The 23,761-nt window shown below is 70.2% G+C and carries 21 protein-coding genes and 3 tRNA genes; 6 read left to right on the top strand and 18 right to left on the bottom strand.

Translation table 11 applies throughout. The annotated features are described in order from the left end of the window. Positions 1–39 precede the first annotated feature (39 nt). The 13 genes from panC to tilS all read right to left on the bottom strand — a co-directional run bounded on the left by panC (position 40) and on the right by tilS (position 12,365). On the bottom strand, positions 40–867 hold the full coding sequence (gene panC, locus ACQ393_RS15585) for a pantoate--beta-alanine ligase (protein WP_430647896.1): 828 nt from the start codon (positions 865–867) through the stop codon (positions 40–42). A gap of 125 nt (positions 868–992) precedes the next feature. Further along, on the bottom strand, positions 993–1,754 hold the full coding sequence (locus tag ACQ393_RS15580; protein WP_430647787.1) for a Rossmann-like and DUF2520 domain-containing protein: 762 nt from the start codon (positions 1,752–1,754) through the stop codon (positions 993–995). Further along, the gene (locus ACQ393_RS15575) at positions 1,744–3,384 is read right to left on the bottom strand and encodes a PH domain-containing protein (protein WP_430647786.1); all 1,641 of its coding nucleotides are present in this window, start codon (positions 3,382–3,384) and stop codon (positions 1,744–1,746) included. Before ACQ393_RS15575 ends, ACQ393_RS15580 begins: the two co-directional genes overlap by 11 nt. Then, positions 3,381–3,863 (bottom strand): PH domain-containing protein, encoded by a 483-nt coding sequence (locus ACQ393_RS15570; RefSeq protein WP_430647895.1) that lies wholly within the window; start codon positions 3,861–3,863, stop codon positions 3,381–3,383. The genes ACQ393_RS15575 and ACQ393_RS15570 overlap by 4 nt, the downstream gene beginning before the upstream one ends. A 169-nt stretch (positions 3,864–4,032) precedes the next feature. Further along, positions 4,033–4,500: a DUF3180 domain-containing protein gene (locus ACQ393_RS15565; RefSeq protein WP_430647785.1), complete on the bottom strand. Its 468-nt coding sequence runs from the start codon at positions 4,498–4,500 to the stop codon at positions 4,033–4,035. Next, entirely contained in the window at positions 4,497–4,982 is a 486-nt protein-coding gene (gene folK, locus ACQ393_RS15560) for a 2-amino-4-hydroxy-6-hydroxymethyldihydropteridine diphosphokinase (RefSeq protein WP_430647784.1), read from the bottom strand. The genes ACQ393_RS15565 and folK overlap by 4 nt, the downstream gene beginning before the upstream one ends. After that, positions 4,979–5,350: a dihydroneopterin aldolase gene (gene folB / locus ACQ393_RS15555; protein WP_430647783.1), complete on the bottom strand. Its 372-nt coding sequence runs from the start codon at positions 5,348–5,350 to the stop codon at positions 4,979–4,981. The genes folK and folB overlap by 4 nt, the downstream gene beginning before the upstream one ends. Beyond that, a complete protein-coding gene (gene folP / locus ACQ393_RS15550) occupies positions 5,334–6,134 on the bottom strand; it encodes a dihydropteroate synthase (protein ID WP_430647894.1) in 801 nt (266 codons plus the stop codon). Before folP ends, folB begins: the two co-directional genes overlap by 17 nt. A 64-nt stretch (positions 6,135–6,198) precedes the next feature. Further along, positions 6,199–6,795 carry a GTP cyclohydrolase I gene (gene folE / locus ACQ393_RS15545; RefSeq protein WP_430647782.1) on the bottom strand — a complete coding sequence of 199 codons (597 nt, stop codon included), beginning with the start codon at positions 6,793–6,795 and terminating at the stop codon, positions 6,199–6,201. A gap of 29 nt (positions 6,796–6,824) precedes the next feature. After that, a complete protein-coding gene (gene ftsH / locus ACQ393_RS15540; RefSeq protein WP_430647781.1) occupies positions 6,825–8,840 on the bottom strand; it encodes an ATP-dependent zinc metalloprotease FtsH in 2,016 nt (671 codons plus the stop codon). A 149-nt stretch (positions 8,841–8,989) separates the two neighbouring features. Beyond that, complete coding sequence (locus ACQ393_RS15535) at positions 8,990–10,669, bottom strand: MFS transporter (protein WP_430647780.1); 1,680 nt, start codon at positions 10,667–10,669, stop codon at positions 8,990–8,992. 31 nt (positions 10,670–10,700) lie between these two features. After that, the gene (gene hpt / locus ACQ393_RS15530; protein WP_430647779.1) at positions 10,701–11,252 is read right to left on the bottom strand and encodes a hypoxanthine phosphoribosyltransferase; all 552 of its coding nucleotides are present in this window, start codon (positions 11,250–11,252) and stop codon (positions 10,701–10,703) included. A gap of 57 nt (positions 11,253–11,309) precedes the next feature. Further along, entirely contained in the window at positions 11,310–12,365 is a 1,056-nt protein-coding gene (gene tilS / locus ACQ393_RS15525) for a tRNA lysidine(34) synthetase TilS (RefSeq protein ID WP_430647778.1), read from the bottom strand. 110 nt (positions 12,366–12,475) lie between these two features. Between tilS and ppa the strand changes: the two genes are divergently transcribed. Beyond that, a complete protein-coding gene (ppa, locus tag ACQ393_RS15520) occupies positions 12,476–12,961 on the top strand; it encodes an inorganic diphosphatase (RefSeq protein WP_430647777.1) in 486 nt (161 codons plus the stop codon). Between the two features lie 118 nt (positions 12,962–13,079). Here the strand turns inward: ppa and ACQ393_RS15515 are convergent, their stop codons facing one another. Continuing rightward, on the bottom strand, positions 13,080–14,402 hold the full coding sequence (locus tag ACQ393_RS15515; protein ID WP_430647776.1) for a peptidoglycan DD-metalloendopeptidase family protein: 1,323 nt from the start codon (positions 14,400–14,402) through the stop codon (positions 13,080–13,082). A 245-nt stretch (positions 14,403–14,647) separates the two neighbouring features. Here ACQ393_RS15515 and ACQ393_RS15510 point away from each other — a divergent pair. From ACQ393_RS15510 to ACQ393_RS15500, 3 genes are all read left to right on the top strand, one after another. Beyond that, positions 14,648–14,720: transfer RNA gene (locus tag ACQ393_RS15510), tRNA-Glu, on the top strand. A gap of 39 nt (positions 14,721–14,759) precedes the next feature. Further along, a tRNA-Asp gene (locus tag ACQ393_RS15505) sits at positions 14,760–14,833 on the top strand. A gap of 73 nt (positions 14,834–14,906) precedes the next feature. After that, positions 14,907–14,979: transfer RNA gene (locus ACQ393_RS15500), tRNA-Phe, on the top strand. An 89-nt stretch (positions 14,980–15,068) separates the two neighbouring features. On the opposite strand, the gene ACQ393_RS15495 is transcribed toward ACQ393_RS15500, so the two are convergent. Beyond that, a complete protein-coding gene (locus ACQ393_RS15495; RefSeq protein ID WP_430647775.1) occupies positions 15,069–16,256 on the bottom strand; it encodes a tyrosine-type recombinase/integrase in 1,188 nt (395 codons plus the stop codon). Beyond that, entirely contained in the window at positions 16,256–16,453 is a 198-nt protein-coding gene (locus ACQ393_RS15490) for a hypothetical protein (protein WP_386898437.1), read from the bottom strand. The genes ACQ393_RS15495 and ACQ393_RS15490 overlap by 1 nt, the downstream gene beginning before the upstream one ends. A 138-nt stretch (positions 16,454–16,591) precedes the next feature. Between ACQ393_RS15490 and ACQ393_RS15485 the strand changes: the two genes are divergently transcribed. Further along, positions 16,592–17,305, top strand: a complete 714-nt coding sequence (locus ACQ393_RS15485) for a hypothetical protein (RefSeq protein ID WP_430647773.1) — start codon at positions 16,592–16,594, stop codon at positions 17,303–17,305. Between the two features lie 44 nt (positions 17,306–17,349). Here ACQ393_RS15485 and ACQ393_RS15480 read toward each other — a convergent pair whose 3' ends face one another. Together ACQ393_RS15480 and ACQ393_RS15475 are read right to left on the bottom strand one after the other, a co-directional pair. Beyond that, the gene (locus ACQ393_RS15480) at positions 17,350–19,332 is read right to left on the bottom strand and encodes a UvrD-helicase domain-containing protein (RefSeq protein WP_430647772.1); all 1,983 of its coding nucleotides are present in this window, start codon (positions 19,330–19,332) and stop codon (positions 17,350–17,352) included. Positions 19,333–19,565: 233 nt separating this feature from the next. Next, entirely contained in the window at positions 19,566–20,414 is an 849-nt protein-coding gene (locus ACQ393_RS15475) for a hypothetical protein (protein ID WP_430647771.1), read from the bottom strand. A gap of 188 nt (positions 20,415–20,602) precedes the next feature. Here ACQ393_RS15475 and mobF point away from each other — a divergent pair, with 188 nt between their 5' ends. Continuing rightward, positions 20,603–23,236, top strand: coding sequence for a MobF family relaxase (gene mobF, locus ACQ393_RS15470; protein ID WP_430647770.1), 2,634 nt, complete (start codon positions 20,603–20,605; stop codon positions 23,234–23,236). The last annotated feature ends 525 nt before the right edge of the window (positions 23,237–23,761 follow it).

The following is a 23,761-nucleotide window of genomic DNA, read 5'->3' as shown; positions in this document are numbered from 1 at the left end:
GCGTCGTGCCGACCTGAAGGGCAGCCGGATGCCGCGGGCTCAGCCCAGTTCGATGTCGGCGTTGTCGATGAGCCGGGTGCCGCCCACGCGGGCGGCGACGAGCACGGTCGCACGACCCGTCGCGCCCTCGTCGACGGGGAGGAACGTGGCCGGATCGACGACGACGAGGTAGTCGAGCTCGATGCCGTCGTGATCGCCGAACGCTCCGGCGGCCTCGGCGAGCACTTCGTCCAGGCCTTCCCCCGCTGCGGCCTCGGCGGCGGCGAGCGCCTCGGACAGGGCGAGCGCGGTGCGCCGGCCGCCGGCGTCGAGGTACCGGTTCCGGCTCGACAGGGCGAGGCCGTCGGACTCGCGCACCGTCGGCACGACCTCGATGGCGAGCGGCACGTTCAGGTCGTCGACCATCCGGCGCACGAGGAACACCTGCTGCGCGTCCTTCTGCCCGAAGACGGCCCGGTCGGGCCGGACGATGTGGAAGAGCTTCGCGACGACGGTGAGCATGCCGTCGAAGTGGCCGGGCCGGGAGGCGCCCTCGTACAGGGTACCGACGTGACCGGCGGTCACGCTCGTCTCGACGGCGCCCTCCGGGTACATCTCGGCGGCGGTCGGCGCGAACACGAACTCGACGCCCTCGCCGGCGAGCGCTGCGAGATCGGCCTCGAGCGTGCGCGGGTAGCGGTCGAGGTCCTCGCCCGCACCGAACTGCAGGGGGTTCACGAAGATCGACACGACGACCGCGTCGGAGATCTCCCGCGCCCGGCGCACGAGCGCGAGGTGGCCCGCGTGCAGCGCGCCCATGGTCGGGACGAACGCGACCGTCCGGCCGCTCGCGCGGAGCGCGGCGACGGCGTCGCGCAGGCCGTCGATGGTGTCGTGGACGACCGGTGCGGCGGGCGTCGCCCCGCTCGACGGCGGCGCCGCGGCGCCGGTGTCGGGGTCGGCCGTCGCCGCGGCGCCGGCCGCGGTGCGCGGCTCCCGCTCGTCGTCGTCCGTCACGCCGTACCTCCCGACGGCCGCTCGTCGTCGGCCCCGTCGATCGTAGCCGCCCCGTCGATCAGCGGCCCCGGGTCGTGGCGCACGAGCGCGTTCTCGACGGCGCTGCGCACGAGCGGTGCGAGCACGGCCCCGGCACGCGGCATCCCGATGCCCTCGAGGATGCCGGTCGCCTGGTCGACGATGGCGGTCGAGAACGAGACCGCCGTGTCGATCGCCTCGGCGTACGCCGGGCGGTCGGCCTCGGCGACGACGAAGGGCTCCCCGCCCATCTCGACGACGAGCGCCTGGGCGATCGGGAGCACCGGCGCCGGCGCGGTGACGGCGAACCAGGTGCCGGCGAGCCGGCCGAGGTCGACGCTCGTCCCGGTGAACGACATGGCCGGGTGGATGGCGAGCGGGATCGCGCCGGAGCGCATCGCCGGTTCGAGCACGCCGACGCCGTGGGCGGGAGCGGTGTGGACGACGAGCTGGCCCGGGCGCCAGGCCCCGGCGGTCGCGAGCCCGTCGACCAGCGCGCCGAGCTCGTCGCCGGGCATCGCGAGCAGGACGAGCTCGCTGCGCTCGACGATGTCGGGGAGCTGCAGCACCGGCACCCCTGGCAGCATGACCGCCGCGCGCTCCCGGCTCGACTCGGACACGGCGGCGACGCCGGTCAGCGCGTGGCCCGCACCGCCGAGTGCCGACGCGAGCACGGCCCCGACCCGCCCGGCGCCGATCGTGCCCACGCCGAGTCGTCCGGCGCGCTGGTCAGGACGCATGAGCGGCCCCCCACCGTTCGCTGCCGTCGCGCCGGGCGCGGTCGACGGCCTCCGCCGCGATCGCCGAGAACGCCCGGGTCGCGTCGTCGCGATCGAGGGCCGCGACCTCGGGCGTGACGGGTCCGGCGACCGTGTGGATGCGCAGCGATTCCAGCCCGAGTCCGCGGCGCACCGGCCCGGCCGCGACGGCGACCGACTGCATCCGGGCGAGCGGGACGAACACGAGCCGGCGCAGCAGCCACCCGCCGCGGAGCACCGCCGTGCCGCCGCCGACCGCGATGCCGATCCGGCGCCACGAGAACGGCCGGATCCAGGCCGCACGTCGCGGGGCCGACGTGAAGCCGGCCGCCGGTCCGCTCCCGGCCAGCCCGGCCTCCAGCAGCGGCGCGAGCTCGTCGAGCGCGTCGGGCGCGAGCAGCCCGATCACGCGGCGGACGTCGTCGGCGGTGCCGACGGGGAGCACGAGCGTGCGTCGAGCGGACTCCGCCGCCTGCGAGAGCGACTGCCCCGCGACGTTGACGCGGACGGTCCACCAGCCGAATGCCCGCCAGAGCAGCCACTGCGAGGCCTCGATGGCGTGGACGCGACCCGGCGGGATGGTCTGGTTGGCGGTCGAGAGCAGTCCCGACCCGATGCGGACGCCGTCCGCGGTCCCCGCGATCGAGTAGCGCAGCGAGCCCGTGATCCGCGACCAGAGGTAGCTGACCACGCCGATCGCGGCGGGGATGAACGTGAACAGCATCCACACCGCGCCCGTCGCGAGCGCCACGACGATGATCACGACGAGGGCGACGAACCAGACCATCGAGCCGCCGAGGAGCGCGGAGGCGATCACCCGCGGCAGCGGGATGCGGACGACGGACTCCGGCGGCGCGAGGTCGGGATCGAGTTCCGGGGCGAGGAACTCGTCGACGCGCCGGCCGACGACCGCGCCGGCACGATCGACCACCGACGTCGCGCCTGCTGCGGACTGCGCGCGGGACGCGGCATCCGCCCCCGCCACTGCGACGCCGCCGTCGCCGGCCGCAGCCCCCTCGTGACGACGTGCGCCGGAGGCCAGGCGCAGCAGGTCGCCGCGCAGTCGGTCGGCCTGCGCCGACCCGAGGTAGGAGAGGTCGACGTTGCCCGACTGGCCGGCCACGGAGACGTCGAGCTTGGCCGCGCCGAAGAGCCGGGCGAACAGCGGCCGGGCGACGTTGATGCCCTGGATGCGGTCGAGCCGCGCACTCCGGTGCGACCGGAACAGGATGCCGCTGCGCACCTCCAGCGCCTCGTCCGTCACGCGGAAGGTGTGCATGCGCCACGCGAGCCAGAACCCCAGCACGACGAGCACGATGACGACCGCCAGGGCGAGCAGGGCCCAGCCCACGAGCCCGTGCGTCACGATGCCCGTGATCGGGTCCTCGCCCCAGTCGCCGCTGAACTCCGGCGGCCCGCCTGGCGCCTCGGCGCCGGGGGCGAACAGGAGCACGAAGACCTCCACCACGCGTTCCCGCAGGTTCGCGATCACGAAGCCGAGCACGGCGAGGAAAACCAGGCCACCGCGCAGGAGCGGGCTCGCCGGATGCAGCCGGTGCCACTCCCCGTCGGCGAGCGGGCCGATCGGTGCGCGCACCGCGCGCTCGGTCACAGGCCCGCCCGGCGGGTCTCGGCGAGGGCGACGAGCTCGTCGCGCAGGCGCTCGGCGTCCTCCAGCGGCAGCCCGGGCAGTGTCACGGCGGTCGCGGCGGCGGCGGTGACGAACTTGAGGTCGGCGAGGCCGAGCGCGCGCGAGACCGGTCCGCGCATGATGTCGACGAGCTGCATGCGCCCGTACGGCACCGCGACCTGGCGCTGGAACATGATCCCGCGGCGGAAGACGAGGTCGTCGGCGCGCCGCCGGTAGCCGATCGATCGCACGCGGCGCGGCTCGAACGCGATCGAGACCAGGGCGATCGCGCCGACCGCGATGCCCGCCCACGTCGCCCACGGCAGCTCGAACCAGGCGCCGACCACGAGGAGCACGGCGACGGTGAGGCCCGCGCCGATGACCGACCCCACGACCTCGACGACGACGTGCCTCGGTGAGACGCGCCGCCAGTCGTCGTCGACGTGCGCCGCCGGCCGCAGCTCGGCGACCGCGGCGCTCCGGTCGGAGTCGTCGGGCGGTTCGGAAGCCGCGAGGTGGTCGGGAACGACGGGTGCGAGCGGCACGTCGGCGAGGCCGGGCCGGTCGGGCACGTCGGGCGGAACGGGGACCCGCACCGGCACCGGTGCGTCGAATGCGGCCTCGTCGGGGTCAGGCATGCGCCGAACCCTCCTCTTCGGGATCGTCGGGCGGGAGGGTGCAGAAGTGCTCGGCGACGAGGCCGCCGGCGAGGAGCAGCGCCGCCCCGATCGCCGTGGCGAGCCCCATCCAGATCGTCGCGGCCGGCGGCAGGACGCTGCGGCTCAGCAGGAACGCCGTGATGCCGAGGCCGACGCCGAGCACGAGGGCGCCGGTGACGCTGCTCGCCTTGGCGAGCACGGCGATCCGCGCCGCACGGAACGGATCGACCCGCCGCTTCCGGTCGCCGCGCACTGCCTGCCGGATCGGCCACGCCACGAGCACGACGATCACGCCGACGCCCACGAGCGTGACCGCGAGCGAGATCGGCGGCACGATGGCGGTCGATCCGCCGGCGACGAGCGCGAGCTCGCCGAGGTAGCCCAGGGCGAGGCCGACGACCGTGAACGCCACCACGGTCGAGGCGTGCGTGCGGTTCACCGGCGCACCACCTCGTCGTGCGCCGCGGCACGGAGCCTCGCGACGGGTCCGCGACCGGCGATCTCGGCGTCGGGCTCGACGTCGAGCCAGGGCTGCAGCACGAACGCCCGCTCCCACGCGCGGGGGTGCGGCAGCTCGAGCCGGTCGTCGGCGAGCCGCAGCCCGCCGACGTCGATGAGGTCGAGGTCGAGGGTGCGATCGCCCCACCTGGTCTCGCGCGTGCGGCCGTGCTCGCCCTCCACCCGCTGGAGCAGTTCGAGCAGGGCGTGCGGCGCGAGCTCGGTCTCGACGACGATCACGCCGTTCAGGTAGCGCGGGGCGTCAGGGTCCACGCCGTCGAGTCGCACGGCCGCGCTCTCGTACACGGGGGAGACGGCGACGAGGCGGTTGCCCTCCGCCTCCGCGATCTCGCGCGTGGCGGAGGCGATCGTGGCCTCGCGGTCGCCGAGGTTCGCGCCGAACGCGATGACGGCCCGGGTCATGCGCGACTCCGCACGACGGTGACGGCGACGTCGTCGAAGGCCACCTCGATGGGCGCCTGCGGCTTGTGCACGGTGACGGTCGCCTGCTCGACGCCGTCGAAGCCGAGTGCGACCGACGCCACCCGCTCGGCGACCGTCTCGATGAGGTCGACCGGGTCGCGCTCGACGGCCCGCGCGACCGCGACCGCGAGTTCGCCGTAGTGCACGGTGCGCCCGAGGTCGTCGCCGGATGCCGCGGCGGCGAGGTCGACGGCGACCTCGACGTCGATCACGAACTCCTGGCCCTGCTCGCGCTCGAAGTCGAACACGCCGTGGTTCGCGCGCACGCGGATGCCGGTGACGGCGATCCGATCACGAGTGCTGGCCACGTCGTCCACTCTGCCATGCGCCGGCGACGTCGAGCGCGACACGGGTGCCCGCGACGTCGTGCACGCGCACGCCCCAGGCGCCGGCCTGCGCGGCGAGGACGCTGACGACCGCGGTCGGCAGGTCGCGGTCCTCGACGGACGCCTCCTCGGGCAGCAGCGCGCCGAGGAACCGCTTGCGCGACGCGCCGACGAGCACGGGCAGGCCGAGACCGGCGAGGACGTCGAGGTTCGCCAGCAGCTCCCAGTTCTGGTCGGCGCGCTTGGAGAAGCCGAGGCCGGGATCGAGGATGAGCCGTTCCGTCCGGACCCCCGCGGCGACGAGCTCCTCGACGCGCCGGGCGAGCTCGTCGCGGACGTCGCGGGCGACGTCGTCGTAGTCGGCGAGGTCGTCCATCCGGTCGGAGTGGCCGCGCCAGTGCATGGCGACGTACGTCGCGCCCGAGTCGGCGGCGATGCGCGCCATGTCGTCGTCGGCGAGCCCGGCCGAGACGTCGTTGATGATCTCGGCTCCGGCCTCGACGGCGGCCGCGGCGGTCGAGGCGCGCATGGTGTCGACGCTCACCCGGAGGCCGCGACCCGCGAGGTCGCGGACGACGGGGACGACCCGGCGCAGCTCCTCGTCGGGGTCGACGCGCGCGGCACCGGGCCGCGTCGACTCGCCGCCCACGTCGAGCACGTCCGCACCCTGGGCCGAGAGCTCGATCGCGTGCGCGACCGCGGCATCCGCGTCGAACCAGCGCCCGCCGTCGCTGAACGAGTCGGGGGTGACGTTGACGACGCCCATGATGAGCGGCCGCGCCGCGGCGGGCGTCGCGCCGGGCACGGCGCCCCGCCCTCCCGCGGTCGACTCAGGCACTGCTGCCGGACCCGATCAGCGCGATGATCTCGGCGCGGGCCGCGGGATCCGCGAGCTCGCCGCGGCTGGCGACCGTGACCGTTGAGCTGCGCTCCTGCCGGGCGCCGCGGGCCGTGACGCAGCCGTGCACGGCGTCGATCACCACGAGGACGCCCCGCGGGTCGAGCCCGGCGACCATCGCGTCGGCGACCTCCTCGGCGATGCGCTCCTGCAGCTGCGGGCGGCTGGCGATCGTGTCGATGACCGCGGGGATCCGGCCGAGCCCGACGATCCGGTCGCCCGGGACGTACGCGACGTGCGCCGTGCCCGTGAAGGGCAGCAGGTGATGCTCGCACACCGACCGGAACGCCAGGTCGCGGAGGACCACGGCGTCGGAGGTCGCGGGCACGCCCGCCGCGGTGTCGCCCGAGGCGACCGTGTCGGCGAGATGCACGAGCGGGTCGGCGCCGACGCCGCTGAAGTAGTCGGCGTACGCCTCGGCGACGCGCTGCGGCGTGCGCTCGAGCCCGGGCCGCTCAGGGTCCTCGCCGATGGCGAGGAGCAGTTCGCGGACTGCGCGCTCGATGCGGCCGGCGTCGACCCCCGTCATGGCACCCTCCTCTGCGCCCGCACCGCGGCTCACGCCGTGGCGGGACGCGGCTTCGTGCTCGGCGTGCGCGACGCCTTCGCCTCCTCGACGGGCGTGCCGGAGTCGACGCCGCCGTCGACGGCGCCCTGGTCGATGGGCGCCTTCTGGCTCGGGAACTGGATGGGCGGGCGGTCGGAGACCGGGCGCCGGTCGCTCGAGAGCCAGAGCGGCCGCTCGGGGAGCTTGCGCACGTCCCTGAAGATCTCGGCGATCTGGTTGTGGTCGAGCGTCTCGTGCTCGAGCAGCTCGGACGCCAGGCGGTCGAGGATGTCGCGATTGTCGTTGAGCACCTGCCACGCCTCGTCGTGGGCCTGCTCGATGAGCGTGCGGACCTCGACGTCGACCTTCTCGGCGATCTCCTCGGAGTAGTCGCGCTGGTGGCCCATGTCGCGGCCGAGGAACACCTCGCCCTGCGACTGGCCGAGTTTGACGGCGCCGACGTTCGCCGACATGCCGTACTCGGTGACCATCTTGCGGGCCGTGGCGGTGGCCTTCTCGATGTCGTTCGAGGCACCCGTCGACGGGTCGTGGAAGACGATCTCCTCGGCGACGCGGCCGCCCATCGCGTAGGTGAGCTGGTCGAGCAGCTCGTTGCGCGTGACCGAGTACTTGTCCTCCAGCGGGAGCACCATCGTGTACCCGAGGGCGCGGCCGCGCGGGAGGATCGTGATCTTCGTCACGGGGTCGGTGTGGTTCATCGCCGCCGCAGCGAGCGCATGACCGCCCTCGTGGTAGGCCGTGATGAGCTTCTCCTTGTCCTTCATCACGCGCGTGCGCCGCTGCGGACCGGCGATCACGCGGTCGACGGCCTCGTCGAGCGCGCGGTTGTCGATGAGCTGCGCGTTCGAACGGGCGGTGAGCAGCGCCGCCTCGTTGAGGACGTTGGCGAGGTCGGCGCCGGTGAACCCCGGGGTCTTGCGCGCGAGCACCTCGAGGTCGACGCCGTTGGCGAGCGGCTTGCCCTTCGAGTGCACCTCGAGGATCTTCTGCCGGCCCTTGAGGTCGGGCGCGTCGACGCCGATCTGGCGGTCGAAGCGGCCGGGGCGCAGCAGCGCCGGGTCGAGGATGTCGGGGCGGTTGGTCGCCGCGATCAGGATGACGTTGGTCTTCGGGTCGAAGCCGTCCATCTCGACGAGCAGCTGGTTCAGCGTCTGCTCGCGCTCGTCGTGACCGCCGCCGAGGCCGGCGCCGCGGTGACGGCCGACGGCGTCGATCTCGTCGACGAAGATGATCGCCGGCGCGTTCTGCTTGGCCTGGTCGAAGAGGTCGCGGACCCGGCTCGCGCCGACGCCGACGAACATCTCGACGAAGTCGGAGCCCGAGATCGAGTAGAACGGCACGCCGGCCTCACCGGCGACCGCGCGCGCGAGCAGGGTCTTGCCGGTTCCGGGCGGGCCGTAGAGCAGGACGCCCTTCGGGATCCGCGCGCCGACGGCCTGGAACTTCGCCGGCTCCTTCAGGAACTCCTTGATCTCGTGGAGCTCCTCGATGGCCTCCTCGGCACCGGCGACGTCGGCGAAGGTGACCTTCGGGCTCTCCTTCGAGACGAGCTTGGCCTTCGACTTTCCGAACTGCATGACGCGGTTGCCGCCGCCCTGCATGCCCGAGAGCATGATCCAGAAGAAGAGGCCGATGAGCACGAGCGGCAGCAGGATGCCGAGCATCGAGAGGAACCAGTTCGGCTGGGGGACCTCGTCGTCGAAGCCGTCGGCCGGGTTCGCCGCGTCGACCGCCGCGATGACGTCGTCGCCGCGCGGGGTCACGTAGTAGAACTGCACCTGGGTGCCGAGATCCTCCTCGGCCTCGGTGAGCGTGAGGTCCACGCGGTTCTCGACGTCGACGATCTTCACCGCGGCGACCTTGCCGTCGTCGAGGAGCTCGAGCCCCTGCTGGGTCGACACCTCACGGAAGCCCGACTGGGTGATGAGCGTCGACCCGATCCAGACCGCCACGATGGCCAGCAGGATGTAGAGGACCGGCCCGCGCAGGATCTTCTTCATGTTCATGGTGCTAGCAGGCTACCCTCTGGCCACTGGACACCCGCTGCCTGTTCGCTGAAAGCGCGCAGCGCGCGAAGCGGACCATGGGCACAGCCGCTGAAAGCGCGCAGCGCGCGAAGCGGACCATGGGCACAGCCGCTGAGAGCGCGCAGCGCTCAGTCCTCCTCCGCCCGCTCCCCCGGTTCGTACTGCGAAAGGATGCCGTCGACCGTCGCCGTCGCCTCGGCCGCGCTCGGCGTGTACCCCATCACGACCGGCAGGAACCGGTCGGAGGCGAGCGCGTGCAGGCGGAGGTCGCTGCGGGCGACCACCGTCGCCATCCGTCCGGTCGGGCGCAGGAGCGCGATCTCGCCGAAGCCCTCCCCCGGCCCGAGCTCCGCCACGCGACGTCCGTCGTGGACGACGTCGACCTCGCCCGACTCGATGACGTAGTACCGGTCGCCGGGGTCGCCCTGCGCGAAGACGGTGGTGCCGGATGCCACGGAGACGGGCTCGAGGCCGCGCGCGAGCTGCTCGACCGACGGGAGGGGCAGCATGCAGAGCATGTCGACGCGGCGCAGCAGCGCGATCTCGCGGTCGAGCGCGGCCACGACCCCGTCGAGCCGCCGCAGGCGCCACCAGGAGGACGCCGCGAGCACGGGGCACAGGAGACCGATCGCGATGAGGGCCGGCTGGATGCCGAGCCATCCGATCAGGGCCGACGCGACGACGCCGCCGATGCCGACGAAGATCGCGACGGTGCTCTCGAGCACGCCGAACACGCGGCCGAGCACCTCGTCGGGCGCGATGCGGCCGATGAGCGTGAATCCGGTGATGTCGATGAGGGCGTTGCCGACGCCGACGAACGAGAGCAGCACGAGGGCGAGCGCCTGCTGGGGGAAGACGCCGACGAGCGCGATCGGCAGCCCCCACAGCCCCACCCCCACGGCGAACCACGCGCCGAGGCGCCCCGTCCCGATGAGCAGCGAGGCCGCGAGCGAGCCGAGCACGGCGCCGACCCCGACCGCCGTCATGAGCGCGCCGACGCCGGGCTCCCCGGTCCCGATGAGCTCGATCGCGACCACGACCGAGAGCACCGTCAGGGCCCCGCGGGTGAGCGACTGCGCCGCGGCGAGCCCGAGGATCAGGAGGAGGTCGCGGTCGCGGCCGACGACGCGGAGCCCGTCCATCGCCTCACGGCCGATGTTCGGACGCCCCGGTGCCGGAGGCCGCGGCGGGGCGTCGTACCGGAGCCCGACGAGCAGTACGGCGGCCGCGAACGACGCGGCGGCGGCGACGCCGAACACGACGTCGACCCCGGCGAACCCGAGGAGGACGGCCGCGAGCAGCGGTCCGATGACCGTGGCCGCCGAGTCGAGGAGGCCACGCACCATGTTGGCGCTCGCGAGCTCGTACCCCGTCCGGCAGAGCGAGGGCAGCAGGGCCGAGTGCGCGGGCCGGTAGAGGGTCGCGGCGATCGTCGACACGACCGCGAGCGCGTAGACGAGCGCCGCCGGACCGGCGACCGCGACGACGATGCCCGCACCCAGGGTCGCGGCGCCGCGTACCCCGGAGACGAGGATGAGGACGCGTTCCCGGCGTCCCCGATCGGCGATGGGCGAGAGCAGCGGCGCGAGGAGCGCGGACGGCAGCATCCGGAGCAGCCCGACGAGGCCGACGGCCGCGGCCCCGCCGTCGCGGTACGCGACGATGCCGAGCGCAACGGTGAACGCCCACTCCGCGGTCCAGGCGCCGAGGAAGCTCAGCTGGGCGCGACGCAGGTCGGCGTTGCGCCAGTTGCTCGCGAAGGCGGCTCCCGCGTCCGCGAGCCTGGTCCGGCGTCCGGGCTGAGTCATCGGCGACTCCGATCGGCGCGCCGGCCGGGCCTCAGCTGTACACGTGCGGCGCGAGGATCGCGACGTCCCGCAGGTTGCGGTACCGCTCAGCGAAGTCGAGCCCGTAGCCGACGACGAACTGGTTCGGGATGTCGAACCCGAGGTACTTCACGTCGATCTCGACCTTGGCGGCATCCGGTTTGCGCAGCAGCGCGCAGATCTCGATCGAGGCCGCGCCGCGCGAGGCGAGGTTGCCGGTGAGCCAGCTGAGCGTCAGGCCCGAGTCGATGATGTCCTCGACGATGAGCACGTGCCGGCCGGAGAGGTCGGAGTCGAGGTCCTTCAAGATCTTCACCACGCCCGAGGACTGGGTGCCCGCGCCGTACGAGGACACCGCCATCCAGTCCATGGTCGCGTGCGTGCGCAGCTCGCGGGCGAGGTCGGCCATGACCATGACCGCGCCCTTCAGCACGCCGACGAGGAGCAGGTCCTTCCCCTCGTAGTCCGCCTCGATGCGTCGGGCGAGTTCGGCGAGCTTGTCGTGGATCTGCTGCTCGGTCACGAGCACTTCCGTCAGGTCGGCGTCGATCTCGCGCGAATCCATCCCGAGGTCCTCCTGCGTGCGTCTGGGCGAACGGATGCCACGAGCCTACGCCGCGAGTCAGTGATCGTGCGGCAGCACCTCGGTAGAGCCCGTCGTCGAGAGCACCACGTGCGCGCCGGCGCGGGTGGCCCGGATGCCGCGGGGCAGGTCGATCGGCCCCTGCCCGTGCCAGTCGGTGACGAGTCGGGCCACCTCGAGCGTCTGGACGCGGCTCAGCGACACCCCGAACTCGCTGTCCACGACGTGGCGGATGACGCGCTGCCGCAGCGCGGCCGGGTTCGCGGCGAGCGCGGCCGACGAGATCGCGATGCCCGCCTCGGCGGGTTCGCAGATCTCCTCGATGAACTCCTCGATCTGGTCGGCGAACGCCTGCTCGTCCTCGCGGAGCTGCTCGGCGGTGCGCGCGAGCGCCTCGGCGACGCCGGGACCGAGCTCGGCCTCGAGCACGGGCAGCACGCGTTCCCGCACACGCACGCGCGCGTACGCGGGATCGGCGTTGTGCGGGTCGTCCCACGGCGCGAGGCCCGCGTCGAGGCACGCCTGGCGGGTCGTCGCTCGACGGATGCCGAGCAGGGGCCGCGCGTACCGTCCCGAGCGGGCGGCCATGCCGCCGAGGCTCGCCGACCCCGACCCGCGCGCGAGCCCGAGCAGCACCGTCTCGGCCTGGTCGTCGAGCGTGTGGCCGAGGAGCACGACCTCGGCCCCGGTCGCGCGTGCGGCGGCGTCCAGGGCGGCGTACCTGGCGGCGCGCGCGGCGCCCTCCGGACCCTCGCCACCGGGTGCGGCGCCCGCCTCGACCCGCTCGACGAGCACCGGGTCGAGGCCGAGGTCGCGGGCGACGGATGCCGCGGCATCCGCCTGCTCCGACGAACCCGGCTGAAGCCCGTGGTCGACGACGATCGCGCCGGCGCGCCATCCGGCCCTCGGGGCCTCGAACGCGGCGGCCGCGGCGAGCGCGAGCGAGTCGGGACCGCCCGACAGCGCGACGAGGAGCAGCGGTGGTCGCGCGGCCGCCCGCGGCGCATCGAGACCGCGCGAGACGAGCGCCCCGCGCACCGCGCGTCGCACGTCGGCGATCGGCGGCGTCAGGCGGGGACGGCGCTCGTGGGGCATCACGTAACCTTATTCCGTCGAAAGCGGCGCCCATCGGGCGCGCATCGGCGCCGGAGCCGTCACGGCCCGCGAGACCTTCGAGACTCCACCATCCGAAACGAGGAGAGCACATGGGCGAGTACGCCGCCGTCATCGAGATCCCCAAGGGGAGCCGCAACAAGTACGAGGTCGACCACGAGACCGGCCGGGTGTTCCTCGACCGCGTGCTCTACACGAACTTCGTCTACCCGACCGACTACGGCTTCTTCGAGAACACGCTCGGCGACGACGGCGACCCGCTCGACGTGCTCGTGCTCACCCAGTACCCGCTCTTCCCCGGCGTCGGCGTGACGGTGCGCCCGGTGGGCGTCTTCAACATGACCGACGACGGCGGCGGCGACGCGAAGGTCCTCGCGGTGCCCGCGGGCGACCCGCGTTGGAACTCCATCCAGGACGTCGACGACATCCCCGAGTACACCCGCAAGGAGATCGAGCACTTCTTCGAGCACTACAAGGACCTCGAGCCCGGCAAGTGGGTCAGGACCGAGGGCTGGGCGAACGCCGCCGAGGCCGAGTCGCTCATCGCGAAGGCGATCGAGGCGTACCCGGGCCACTGACGATCGGGCGGATGCCGCGGCATCCGTTGCACGCAGCGAAGGGGGCGAGCCTGACGGCTCGCCCCCTTCGTCGCGTCTCGCCGCGGCTGAGTCCGGCCGCGCGGCCGCCCGGCCGGAGTCAGCCGAGGTAGATGCCGCGGGCCGCCATGAACGGCACCGGGTCGATGCGGCTCCAGCCGCTGTACACCTCGAAGTGCAGGTGGCATCCGGTGGACGCACCTGTCGTGCCGCTCGACGCGATCACCTGGCCCGAGTTCACCCGCTGGCCGTAGCCGACGAACAGGCCGCCCTCGCGGATGTGCGCGTAGCCGGTCGAGATGCCGCCGCCGTGGTCGATCTTGATGAAGTTGCCGTAGCTGCCCGACCAGCCGGCGTAGACGACGGTGCCCGAGTTCGCCGCGTAGATGGGCGCGGAGCAGCCGGTGGCGAGGTCGGTCGCGTAGTGGAACGAGTTCGAGCAGTAGCCGCCGCTGCAGATCACCTGGCGGGGGCCGTAGCTGCCGGAGATCCAGCCGTAGGCGGGCTTCGACCAGCCGGACGAGACGGTCTGGCCACCGCCGCCGCCTCCGCCGCCTCCGCCGCCTCCGCCGCCTCCGCCGCCCGCCGCGGCCGCCGCTGCCGCCGCTGCCGCCGCGGCCGCTGCCGCTGCCGCCGCCGCCCGCGCGGCCGCCTCACGACGTCGACGCTCCTCCTCTTCCTTGCGCTTGCGCTCGCCCTCCTGGTAGGCGGCGGCGGTCTTCGCCTCCTTGTCCTTCAGGAACTTGAGCTGCTGGTCGAGCTCGATCTTCTTCTGCTCGGACTCGGCCAGCGCCTCCTCGGCGGCGGCCTGCGCCGCCTGCGCCGCGGCGAGCGCCTGCTCCGCGGCGACGCGCAGCTTCTCGCGCTCCGCGCGGGCCACCTCCGCCTGGTCGGCGAGCGACTGGGCCGTGTTGCCCGCCTCCTTCGCCTGCTCGTAGATGTCGGCGGTGCGCTCGACGAGCTTCTCCATCGAGCCGAGCTTCGCGAGCAGCTCGTCGGTGCGCGCCGCATCGCCTGCGTCGAACATCAGGTTGACGCCGAGGTCGGACCCGCCCGTCCGGTAGAGCTGGGCCGCGAGCTGGCCGGCGTTCTGCTCCGCCTCGTCGGCCTCCGCCTTCGCCTCGTCGGCCTGCGCCTGGATCTCGTCGGCCCGGCGGACGGCGTCGTCGTACTCCTGCTGCGCGACGAGGAGCTCCTCGGTCCGGCGCTGCGCCTCGGCGCGCGCCGCCTCGACGTTCGCCTCGAGGTCGGCGATGAGCCCGATGATCTCGTCGACCGCCTGCGCGGCGGCCTTCGTGTTCGCCTTGGCCTTCTGCACCTCGTCCCACGTGGGGTAGTCGGCGGCGGTCGCGGCGACGGGGTTCGCGACCACGCCGGCGGTCGCGGCGAACACGATCACGAGCGCGCCCGCGAGCGCGCGCATGCGCGACCCCCAGGGGGCTCGGCGTCCAGTGGTTCGCGACATGATTCCCCATCCGCGCGGGCCGGCCAGCACCGCGCTCGCCTGCCCGGCGTGCGGGCAGTGGCCCTGTCACACTAGGTTCGGATCGACCGCGGATCGGGCATTTCCGCCGCGCGTGGCGCGTCTTCCCCGGCTCGTTTTGGATTCTGGCCGAGGTATGCGTATGCTTTCTTCTCGGCGGTCGAGCCCCCGGGGCACGACCTTCCGGCCCCATCGTTTAGCGGCCTAGGACACCGCCCTTTCACGGCGGCAGCACGGGTTCGAATCCCGTTGGGGTCACCCAGACGATGGGTTTACAATTGAACAGCTTCTTTACGAGGCCCTGTGGCGCAGTTGGTTAGCGTGCCGCCCTGTCACGGCGGAGGTCGCGGGTTCAAGTCCCGTCAGGGTCGCTCAGGCGACAAGCCCTTTCCCTTTCGAGAGAAGGGGCTTTCTCCTTATCATCGAGGTGTTTCGGCACCCCGAGGCTCTGTAGCTCAGTTGGTAGAGCGTTCGACTGAAAATCGAAAGGTCACCGGATCGATGCCGGTCGGAGCCACAAGTGAAACCCCCGGGCGACCGGGGGTTTCGTCGTTTCAGGAGACGGTAGGGTCAGGCGCGCGGTGAGCGTGTGCCATTGTTGTGCCATTAACCCCGGCGCAGGGCTCGCTTCTGTGCCATTCGTGGCTCGCCGCTGTGATCACGATCTTCGGCTCCGAGCGCCGCATTCAGGGCCGCGCCAGTGCGGAGGGCGACACCCTCGCGAGCGCGCGAGTAGCGCTCGGTGACCTGGAGGCTCGAGTGGCCGAGCGTCGCTTGCACGTCGGGTGCACTCGCGCCGGCGTCGAAGAGGATCGTCGCGAACGTGTGGCGCAGGTCATGGATGCGCAGGTCGGGTTTGCCGATCGCGACCCGCAGCTCGTCCCAGTCGACGGCTCGGCGCACGTTGTGGCTCGTGAGGCGTCCGCCGTCGACCCCGTCGAAGAGCAAGGCGCTCTCACGCTTTCCCCGTGCTGCAGCCTCGGCATACGGGCGCAGCGCGTCGATCAGCGGGACGTCCCGCGATTTGTGACTCTTGGGCGATTGCTCGATGAGCTCGCCGCGCATGCCGGGGCTCAACGACCGACTGACACGGATGACACCGCGGCCGAAGTCGACGTCGCCGACCCGAAGAGCGGTGGCCTCCCCCGCTCGCATGCCGGTGTACACCAGCGCCGCGAGGTAGCGGCGGTAGACTCCATCGGGCACCAACTCGAGCATGATGCGGATCTGGTCGAGGGTCAGCGCACGTGAGACTGGCGAAATCGACTCGCGCATGCTCGGCCGCTTCACCTCGCGCGCCGGGTTGTAGTCGATGAACCGAGAGCGGCGGGCACCGTCGAGCAGCCGCGAGAGCACCGCAAGAGCGTCGTTCTTGGCCGATGCCCCGCCCGACCACGCGACCATCGCCGACTCGATCATCGGCGAGGTGATGTCCTCGAGCCGATGACGGCCGAGGCTCGGCCTCACGCGAATTCGCCAGGCGACGCCGTAGCTGCGGGCCGTGGCCGGTCGGACGGATGCCTCGATCGCTGGCCAGTACTTCTCATGCCACTGGTCCAGCGTCATCGACCCGTTCGGGTTGCGGCCGGCGACCATCTTCGCCAGCTCACGCTTGGCCTCAGCGAGCGTCAGAAAGGTTCGAGAGCGCTCGGCGGCGCCGCCCTCGACGCTCGGGCCGACGACCCGGATCTGGTAGCGCTGCCGGTCGGCTCGCCAGCGAATGCCCTCGGGCAGCGGCCGACCGGTGCGCGGATCGACCCGTGACGGGGTGTCCTTCGTCGGCCGCCCGGCCATCAGTGTTCCGTTCCACCCCGCGCGAGCAGCTCGTCGATCGTGTCGGTGCTCCAGAGCAGGTGCTTGCCCATGCGCGCGTCGGGCTCGGGGATGAGTCCGTCGTGGCGCAGCTTGTCGAAGCTCGAGACCGGGATGCGACACCGTTCGGCCGCCTCGACTCGGCTCAGGTACTCGACCCTCCACGCGGTGTCGGCCATGACGCTCCCCCTCGACTCATCGGCCGCCGGCTGGCATCTCATGCATGCCGATCCACACGCGGCTATTTGCAAGTACCTGAGATTATCACGCGTCACGGGTTTCGGCAAGTACCTGAGTTGGGTGGCTAGACTCGAGCCATGGGCCTTCCCGAACCGTCCCCATGGGCGAACCAGTCGCAAGACGGACTGCTCGAAGCGACCGACCTGCCCGACGGGTGGCACCTCCCGAACCGCTTCCCCGGCGAGCGGAGCGACGACGCGAGCGCGCAGATCGATGAACTCCTCGGCTACAACGACTGGGCGAATACCGAGGAAGAAGTTCAAGGGCAGCAGGAGTCCGACCAGAACGAGACGATCGACGGAGGCTGGCGATACCTCGAGCACGAGGCCACGCAGACTCGCGTGATGATCCGCCTGCAGCGGCAGCTGTTCGCCGTGCCCGAGGAGGTCCGCATAACGGGCGTGATCTACCTCCCCTGGCGCCCGGGCGATCCGATCACGAGCCAGCTCCTGCGCGAGCTCCCGACCGCACGCATCGAGGCTGCGATCAACAAGCGCCTCTTCGCGATGAAGCGCACCGAGACGATCACCGGCGGCAAGATCGTGCTGCCCTCAGGGCGCAAGGTCAGCGAGCGCGACCTGCTCAAGCCACTCGGCGACCCGAAGAAGGTGCCCGACTTCTACGAACGGGTCGCCCTGCAGCACGGCCGGCTCACGCAGCAGGGCGACGCCAACCCGAGCGCGAGCATGGCGCAGATCAACGGCGTCGCGCTGTCGACGGCCCAGGGCTGGATCACGAAGGCCCGCGAACGACGGTTGCTGCCGCCAGGGCGGCGCGGCCGGGCGGGATGAACTCAGCGAATCGCTCGCAAGTGGTGATGCACAAGGGAGAGGGCCTACGAGGTGCTTCCCGCACGCCGAACCACGATGCCTCGAGAGATTGCTGAGTCGATAACCTCCGCGGCGCCACCGTCCTCTTCGTTCGAGAACAACCGAACCTGCGATTCAGCACGACTAATTGCGAGGTAGAGGGCCGACAGAATACGTGTCTTGTCGTTGGCACTGACAGCACCATGAACCAGCGCGGGCATGCCAGCCACAAGCACGGTCTCGAACTGAAGTCCGGCGAGATACTCAGCCTGAGCAACAACCAAGCCCTTGTTCCGGTAACCGAGTCCTTCGATGTCAGTCCGCCCGGTGATTGTCGTCACATGGTACTTCCCTGAACTCGCGATGCGTGCTGCAAGCTCGTCGTATCGCCGCCATTGGCGCGCATCGACCACCGCCAGAGCGACCCGCCCCTTGGTGTACACCTCCTGCATCGAGTTGAAAATGTCGATCTCCTCGCCCTCGCGGGACGTCGCCGTGAAAGAAATTGGCCGAGGCCCATCCTCTGAGGCAGACTCCACGGCCGCGAAGTCGATGTCCCAGTCGTGCCCAAGGTCAAGGGTCGGAAATGCAAGATGAACGTGCTTGATGAGCTCCAGGATCTGCGGCGTGAATCGGTGCACGGTCGTCAGTTCAAGATTGCGAACGTCCTCCCCACCGTCCTGCAACTGCGGTGCCGTTGAGCGCGTATCGTCAGCTGCCCCACCGATGAAAGCCTGCGATGGGGATTGACGAGGATCGAACGCCATGAAGACCCGCGGAAAGGTCGAGACGTCGCGGTTGAGGAAATGCAGGACCTCGCGTTCGAGCGGGTTAAACAGGTGAAACTCGTCAACGAAGACCAAATCCCAGCCTTCCAGTCGACGCTGGCGGTTCCACGCATGTGTCTCGAGGTAGTTCAAGAAGTCCGCGAGTAGCTGATCGGAGGTCATCAGAGAGCGATCATCGAGCGCCGCCATGTACTTCATGTAGACCCGATACACAATGCGAAGATCGCCCGGCGCTTCAAGGGGAAGCATCCATTGCGCACGTGAGTGCTGCATGTATCGGAGCTCGGCGCCCGCCCCGGGGAAGATGCCCGACGCGCCTATCACCGAACCGAACTCGATAAGGAGGTCCCAGGCAAGCGCGAACCGCGCCTCGTCGTCTTCTGCATCCAAGCGCTCTCGAAGGCTCGCGCTTGCTTGGCTTCGGAACGTTATCCATTCACCTTGACGGAAATCGTCCAGCACCTCAAGGATCTGTCGCAGCTGTGCCAGCTTTCCACTAAAGCTGTCATCACCGATCAGAACGAGGCCACTCGGGTCCCGCCGTTCGCTAGGCAGAATGCTCTCGGCAACTTCGAGTAGCGGCAGGACATCAATGCGTAGGTTTCGACCTGCGCCGAGCAGATCAACAGCATCGGAGATTTGAGCGGCCAGCGCCCAACTGTGTGTAACGACAAGGATGGCCGCGTCGGTCCCCGAGTCTCCTGCCCGGATCGCCTCCCTGATTGCCTTGAGGGTGATCGCAAGGGTCTTGCCTGATCCGGCGGGTCCCCGCAATCGAATTGCCTGACCAGTGTCGGCTTCAATGAAGGCCCGTTGATCAGCGCTCACCGCCTCAAGCCACTGCTCGTAGCTGCGGGCCCGATCCGGGCCGGGAACGAGCGGCGGAAGGTCAATCTCAATGTCAGCGAGAGGGGGCCGCTTAGCCAAGGCAAAGTGCTGTTCCGCCGCTTCCAGCGCTCGTGTCCAGTGGCCTTCGATACTCGGGAGCGGTCGACGCTCCGCGGCGAAATCGTCCAAGTTCGTTTCCGATGCCGCGGAGGTGAGCTTACGGAAGATGAAGTCGTTTGACTTTGGAGCACCGATCTCGGCGATCCAACGAGTTGAATTATCATCGGAGCGAGGTACCGCAAAGAAAGAGAGCAGGTTGTCCCGCTTGAACAGATTCCATCCCCGCGGAAACGTCACGGGAAAGGTCCGGGCGCGGTCTGCGGCAGACGCCATCCGACTGAGCATCTCGCCGCGGCGCCCCCAAAGATGACGAGGAACGAATGACAAGAGGTCGGATCCTCCTGATTCGATTACAACTCGAGGCGAGTCAACCGCATCTTCATTCGTAAGAACTACAACCACGTCGCCGTACTGCTCGGAGAAAAGCACAGCGGATGTCGAAATGGTCTCTGCCGAGATTCCTGTCGCTAGCTCCCGGAGCGCTCGAGAAGTCGTAATGTGCAACATCAAAGGATCCCTTCGCCAAGCTTCTCGCCGTGCCGCTTCCGGCCTTCGTCATACCTAGCCGGCAGGCCGATTGACATGAAGACCATTCCAAACTGTTGCGCCACTGCAACCGTGAATCGGTCCTCAAGTCGCGCCAGCCGTCGATGAGTAACTGCAGACCGCGTTGGAGCAATCGCGACGTCTGCTTCCCATACTTGTTCGATGTGCCGCAAGTACGCGCAGTAGCCGTCCGAGTTTCCCGGACCTACGGAGCCGAGAAACATCGCGTCGCCCGGGAGGCTGTTGAAGCGCGTGCGAAGGTCGTTCCTCACCCGCGCCAGCGCTTCGTCCCTCGACTTTGCGAGTCCGGTCTTCTCAATTGCGGTGGCGAAAGCTGCGATTCCTGCATCCAGTGCAGGGTAGGACGAGTACAGAGTCCTCAGCGCATCGATGTGGGCCGACATCTCGTCAACACTGGCCGTAGCAACGCCAAGGCCGGCCACGACTTCGGTAGTCGTTTGCTCGCCGATCCACTCAATGAGCCGATCCGTTGTGACTCCACTGGAGCCTGCCCGAGCCAGTTGAGCCTGGATCGCAGCAAGCGGCTTCTTGGAGTAGCTCGCGCGGAGGGAAGGGAGCTGAAACTCAAGGAGATAGTCGCGGCTCTCCAGGATGGGAACGCAGGTCACCCGGCCTTGGTGTTTTCCGTGAGCGAAGTCACAGTCGGCAGTAAGAACGAGCAATCTTCGTTGCCACTTGGATACTTCGGTGTCCACAGACTCGAGGACATCGCCTTGACGGAGAGGCTCGCCAGCGGAAAGTAGGCGGTACTCCTTGAACTCAGAGCTGCCGTCAATGGTGACCGTCACGCACCCTCCACAACTTCATCGGCGAGCACTGGCGCTCGGCAACACGTTAGTAGATCGCCCAGCTCCCACTAGTGATTGGTTGCAAGTTCTGTCCCCATGGAATGGCCCGTCAAGTCCGAATGGACGTATGCTACCGTAGATAGTTGCAAGAACCTGAGTTAGCTCGGAGGAAGCCGATGCGCGGTGGAGTGATCCTGTACCGAGGTTCCGGGGCCGACGCGCGCCGGTACCTCGAGTCCGATCGCTCCCGCGCCGACGACTACTACCTCGAGGGCGGCACGGCGCTGGCCGAGTACTCCGTCGTCGACGGCAACGGCGACCTGATCGGCGAAGGCGTGCTCACTCCCGACCAGTACGCCCAGTGGGTCGACTGGATCAACCCGCTGACCGGCGAGTCGATGGGCACGCCCCGGCATGCCGGCGGCGCTCGCCACGGATCACCGCGGATCGCCGAGATGGTCGTTAACGCGCCGAAATCGCTGTCGATCGCCGCGGCACTGCACTCCGAGGTATCCGATGCCCTCGATGCGGCGCAGCGCGACGCGGTCGCCGAGATCCGCACCTGGCTCGGCCAGCACTCGGTCACCCGTGTCGGTCCGCGCGGCGCGCAGCGGGTGGTGCCGGTCGAGCAACTCGAGACGGTCGCCGTCTCGCACAAGACCTCGCGGGCCGGCGACCCGCACCGGCACATCCACTTCCAGATCGGCACTCGAGTGTGGGCAGATGCCGCATCGCGAGGTCTCGACACGGCGGCGCTGTTCCGGCAGCAGGGCGCGATCCGCGCGCTCGGCACAGCCGTGATCGCGGCACACCCTCGGCTCGCGGCCGCGCTCGATGCGCATGGCCTCACGCTCGATCCTGTGACGGCCGAGGTCACCGAACTACAGCCGTTCAACGCGGCGATGAGCAAGCGCGCCGAGCAGGTTGCGCGCAACCTGGCACAGTTCGAGAAGGACTGGCGCGCCTCGCATCCGAATCAGGAACCCGGGCCCGCCGCTATGTCGCGACTGATCGCCATGGCCTGGGATCACGAGCGGCCGCACAAAAAGCCGACCCGGCTCGGCAGCGAGGATGCGTGGCGACGCGAGCTCAAGGCATCCGGCTATGGACCTGACGTCGAGCGCGTGCCGACGGATCGATGCGTCGCGCTCGATGAGCTGAGCGTGCAGGATGTCGCGTCCCGCGCGCTCGATCGATGCGCGGCCGCCGCGTCGACGTGGACGGTGCATGACATCCAGGAGCACGTGGCGCACCTCCTGACCGAGGCCGGCGTGCGTGCTGATCCGAAGCCGCTGCGCGAATTCGTGACGGTCACCACGCAACTCGCCGAAGAGAACTGCCTGTCGGTGCTGCCGCCCGATGGGCCGCATCCCGAGCACGTCCCACACCTCACGAGCGTGCACGTCATCGCCGTCGAGACCCGGCTGCGCGATCTGCTGACCATCCGTGCCGAGCGGCCTCTACAACGCACGCCGGACATATCGCGCATCGCACAGCGACTCCGACTCGACCCGGAACAGGCGCGCGCGGCCGCGGTCGTGGCATCCGCTGAATCGCTCGTGGTCGTGGAGGGTGCGGCCGGGGCGGGGAAGACGACGATGCTCGCCGCCGCGATCGAGGCGGCCGCCAGATATCGGCGCAAGACCCGCGTGGTCACGCCGACGAAGAAGGCGGCAGACGTTGCGCATCAGGAGCTCGCGGTTGCGGCCGACAGCGTCGCCAAGCTCGTGCACGAGCACGGGTGGCGGTGGAATCGCGATGGGGTGTGGACGCGGCTCGCCATCGGCGACCACGACCCCGACACGGGTGCCGCGTACGCCGGCCCTGCGGCATCCGCTCGGCTCACGCTCGGCGAGCGGATCGTCGTCGACGAGGCGGGCATGCTCGATCAGGACACCGCGCTCGCGTTGCTGACCGTTGCCGACGAGGCGGCCGCCACTGTTGCTCTGATCGGCGACCGGGCGCAGCTCGCGGCGGTCGGCCGAGGGGGCGTGCTCGACATGGCGGCGCAACTACTCCCCCGCGTGCACCGCTTGACAGCCGTGCACCGATTCGTCGACTCCGAGTACGCCGCACTCACTGTGCAGATGCGGCGCGGGGACCATCCGGAGGCGGTCTTCGATCGGCTGTGCGCGCTCGGCCTCGTTGCGATCCATAAGAGCCCGGATGCGCAGCTCGAGGCGCTCGCGCGCGAATGGCGCGAGGGCTGCGCGATGACCGTTGCGACGAACGACGAGGCGCGCGAGCTGAACGCGCAGATACGTGAAGCGCGAGTGCGAGCCGGCGATGTCGACGACGGCCGCACGGTGATCGGGAGCGACGGGATCAGCATCGGGCGAGGCGACGTGATTCAGACGCGGCGGAACGACTCTGCGCTGCGGGTGGCGAATCGGCAGATGTGGGTCGTGCGGAGCGTGGATGAGGATGGCGCCGTGTGGGCGACGGAGCTTGCCGCTGGCCATCGGCCGCGATCGGTACGGCTGCCGGCCAAGTACGTCGCCGGGCACACGCATCTCGCGTACGCCGCGACGGCACACGGGGTGCAAGGCATGACGGTTGACGTGTCGCACACGTTGGTCGGCGATGCGATGGGTGCGGCGAATGTGTACGTGGGGATGACGCGCGGGCGAGACGTGAACCAGGTGCACCTTGTGGCGGCGGATACGGATGACGCGCGCGAGCAGTTCGTCGTCGCGACGGATCGGGATCGCGCCGATCGCGGGCTCGCGCACGCGACGACTACCGCGCGGGCCTCAGTGCGCGGTCTCGCGTGCAGCAGCGCATCCACAAGATCGCCGGAAGCCGGTCTGAGCCGTTGGTGACCCACTGATCCGACCAGATCCACCAACATGGCAATCCCGGCGGAGCCGATATTCACTCATGCGGCGTCATGATTATCCAATGAGTACGAGCGCCATCGCCGCGGTCAATGTCCAGGTACCGTCATCCGCGACGGCGCCGATCATTGCTGATTTTGCTGAGCATGCGATTCGCGTCGCGTATGTCGCGCGGAGGGATGCCGTCCGGCTGTCGGAAGCAGAATGGACCGCGCCAGGCGTCTACTTGCTAGTGACTGACGATGGCACTCGTAGCGTCTACGTGGGGAAGAGTACTGGCCTCCGTGGCCGAGTGCTCCAGCACAAGTCGAAGAACTCCCAGGTTCCAAACTGGTCCCGCGCCGTTCTCGTGAAGAGGGACACCACGAACGGCTTCACATCGGCAGACGTCGGCTATCTGGAAGGTCGACTATCAGCTGAGCTGGAAGCGATTGGGTCTGCTGCACGGATAGGTGACAGTTTTTAGTCACGCAGCCAGTGCGGCTGGCGTGTTCATGATGACCTCGAACT

The sequence above is a fragment of the Agromyces sp. GXS1127 genome, from assembly GCF_050565425.1.
Taxonomy (GTDB): Bacteria; Actinomycetota; Actinomycetes; order Actinomycetales; family Microbacteriaceae; genus Agromyces.
This window is presented reverse-complemented; position numbering and strand designations above follow the sequence as displayed.

Bases quoted from the DNA above. Each gene is read 5' to 3' on its own strand.
- ACQ393_RS15490 (WP_386898437.1), bottom strand. From the start codon at position 16,453: ATGGCCGACACCGCGTGGAGGGTCGAGTACCTGAGCCGAGTCGAGGCG.
- ftsH (WP_430647781.1), bottom strand. From the start codon at position 8,840: ATGAACATGAAGAAGATCCTGCGCGGGCCGGTCCTCTACATCCTGCTG.
- ACQ393_RS15485 (WP_430647773.1), top strand. From the start codon at position 16,592: ATGGGCCTTCCCGAACCGTCCCCATGGGCGAACCAGTCGCAAGACGGA.
- tilS (WP_430647778.1), bottom strand. From the start codon at position 12,365: ATGCCCCACGAGCGCCGTCCCCGCCTGACGCCGCCGATCGCCGACGTG.
- ACQ393_RS15515 (WP_430647776.1), bottom strand. From the start codon at position 14,402: ATGCGCGCGCTCGCGGGCGCGCTCGTGATCGTGTTCGCCGCGACCGCC.
- folE (WP_430647782.1), bottom strand. From the start codon at position 6,795: ATGACGGGGGTCGACGCCGGCCGCATCGAGCGCGCAGTCCGCGAACTG.
- ppa (WP_430647777.1), top strand. From the start codon at position 12,476: ATGGGCGAGTACGCCGCCGTCATCGAGATCCCCAAGGGGAGCCGCAAC.
- ACQ393_RS15480 (WP_430647772.1), bottom strand. From the start codon at position 19,332: ATGGCGTCTGCCGCAGACCGCGCCCGGACCTTTCCCGTGACGTTTCCG.
- hpt (WP_430647779.1), bottom strand. From the start codon at position 11,252: ATGGATTCGCGCGAGATCGACGCCGACCTGACGGAAGTGCTCGTGACC.
- ACQ393_RS15580 (WP_430647787.1), bottom strand. From the start codon at position 1,754: ATGCGTCCTGACCAGCGCGCCGGACGACTCGGCGTGGGCACGATCGGC.
- ACQ393_RS15495 (WP_430647775.1), bottom strand. From the start codon at position 16,256: ATGGCCGGGCGGCCGACGAAGGACACCCCGTCACGGGTCGATCCGCGC.
- folK (WP_430647784.1), bottom strand. From the start codon at position 4,982: ATGACCCGGGCCGTCATCGCGTTCGGCGCGAACCTCGGCGACCGCGAG.
- ACQ393_RS15535 (WP_430647780.1), bottom strand. From the start codon at position 10,669: ATGACTCAGCCCGGACGCCGGACCAGGCTCGCGGACGCGGGAGCCGCC.
- folP (WP_430647894.1), bottom strand. From the start codon at position 6,134: ATGGGCGTCGTCAACGTCACCCCCGACTCGTTCAGCGACGGCGGGCGC.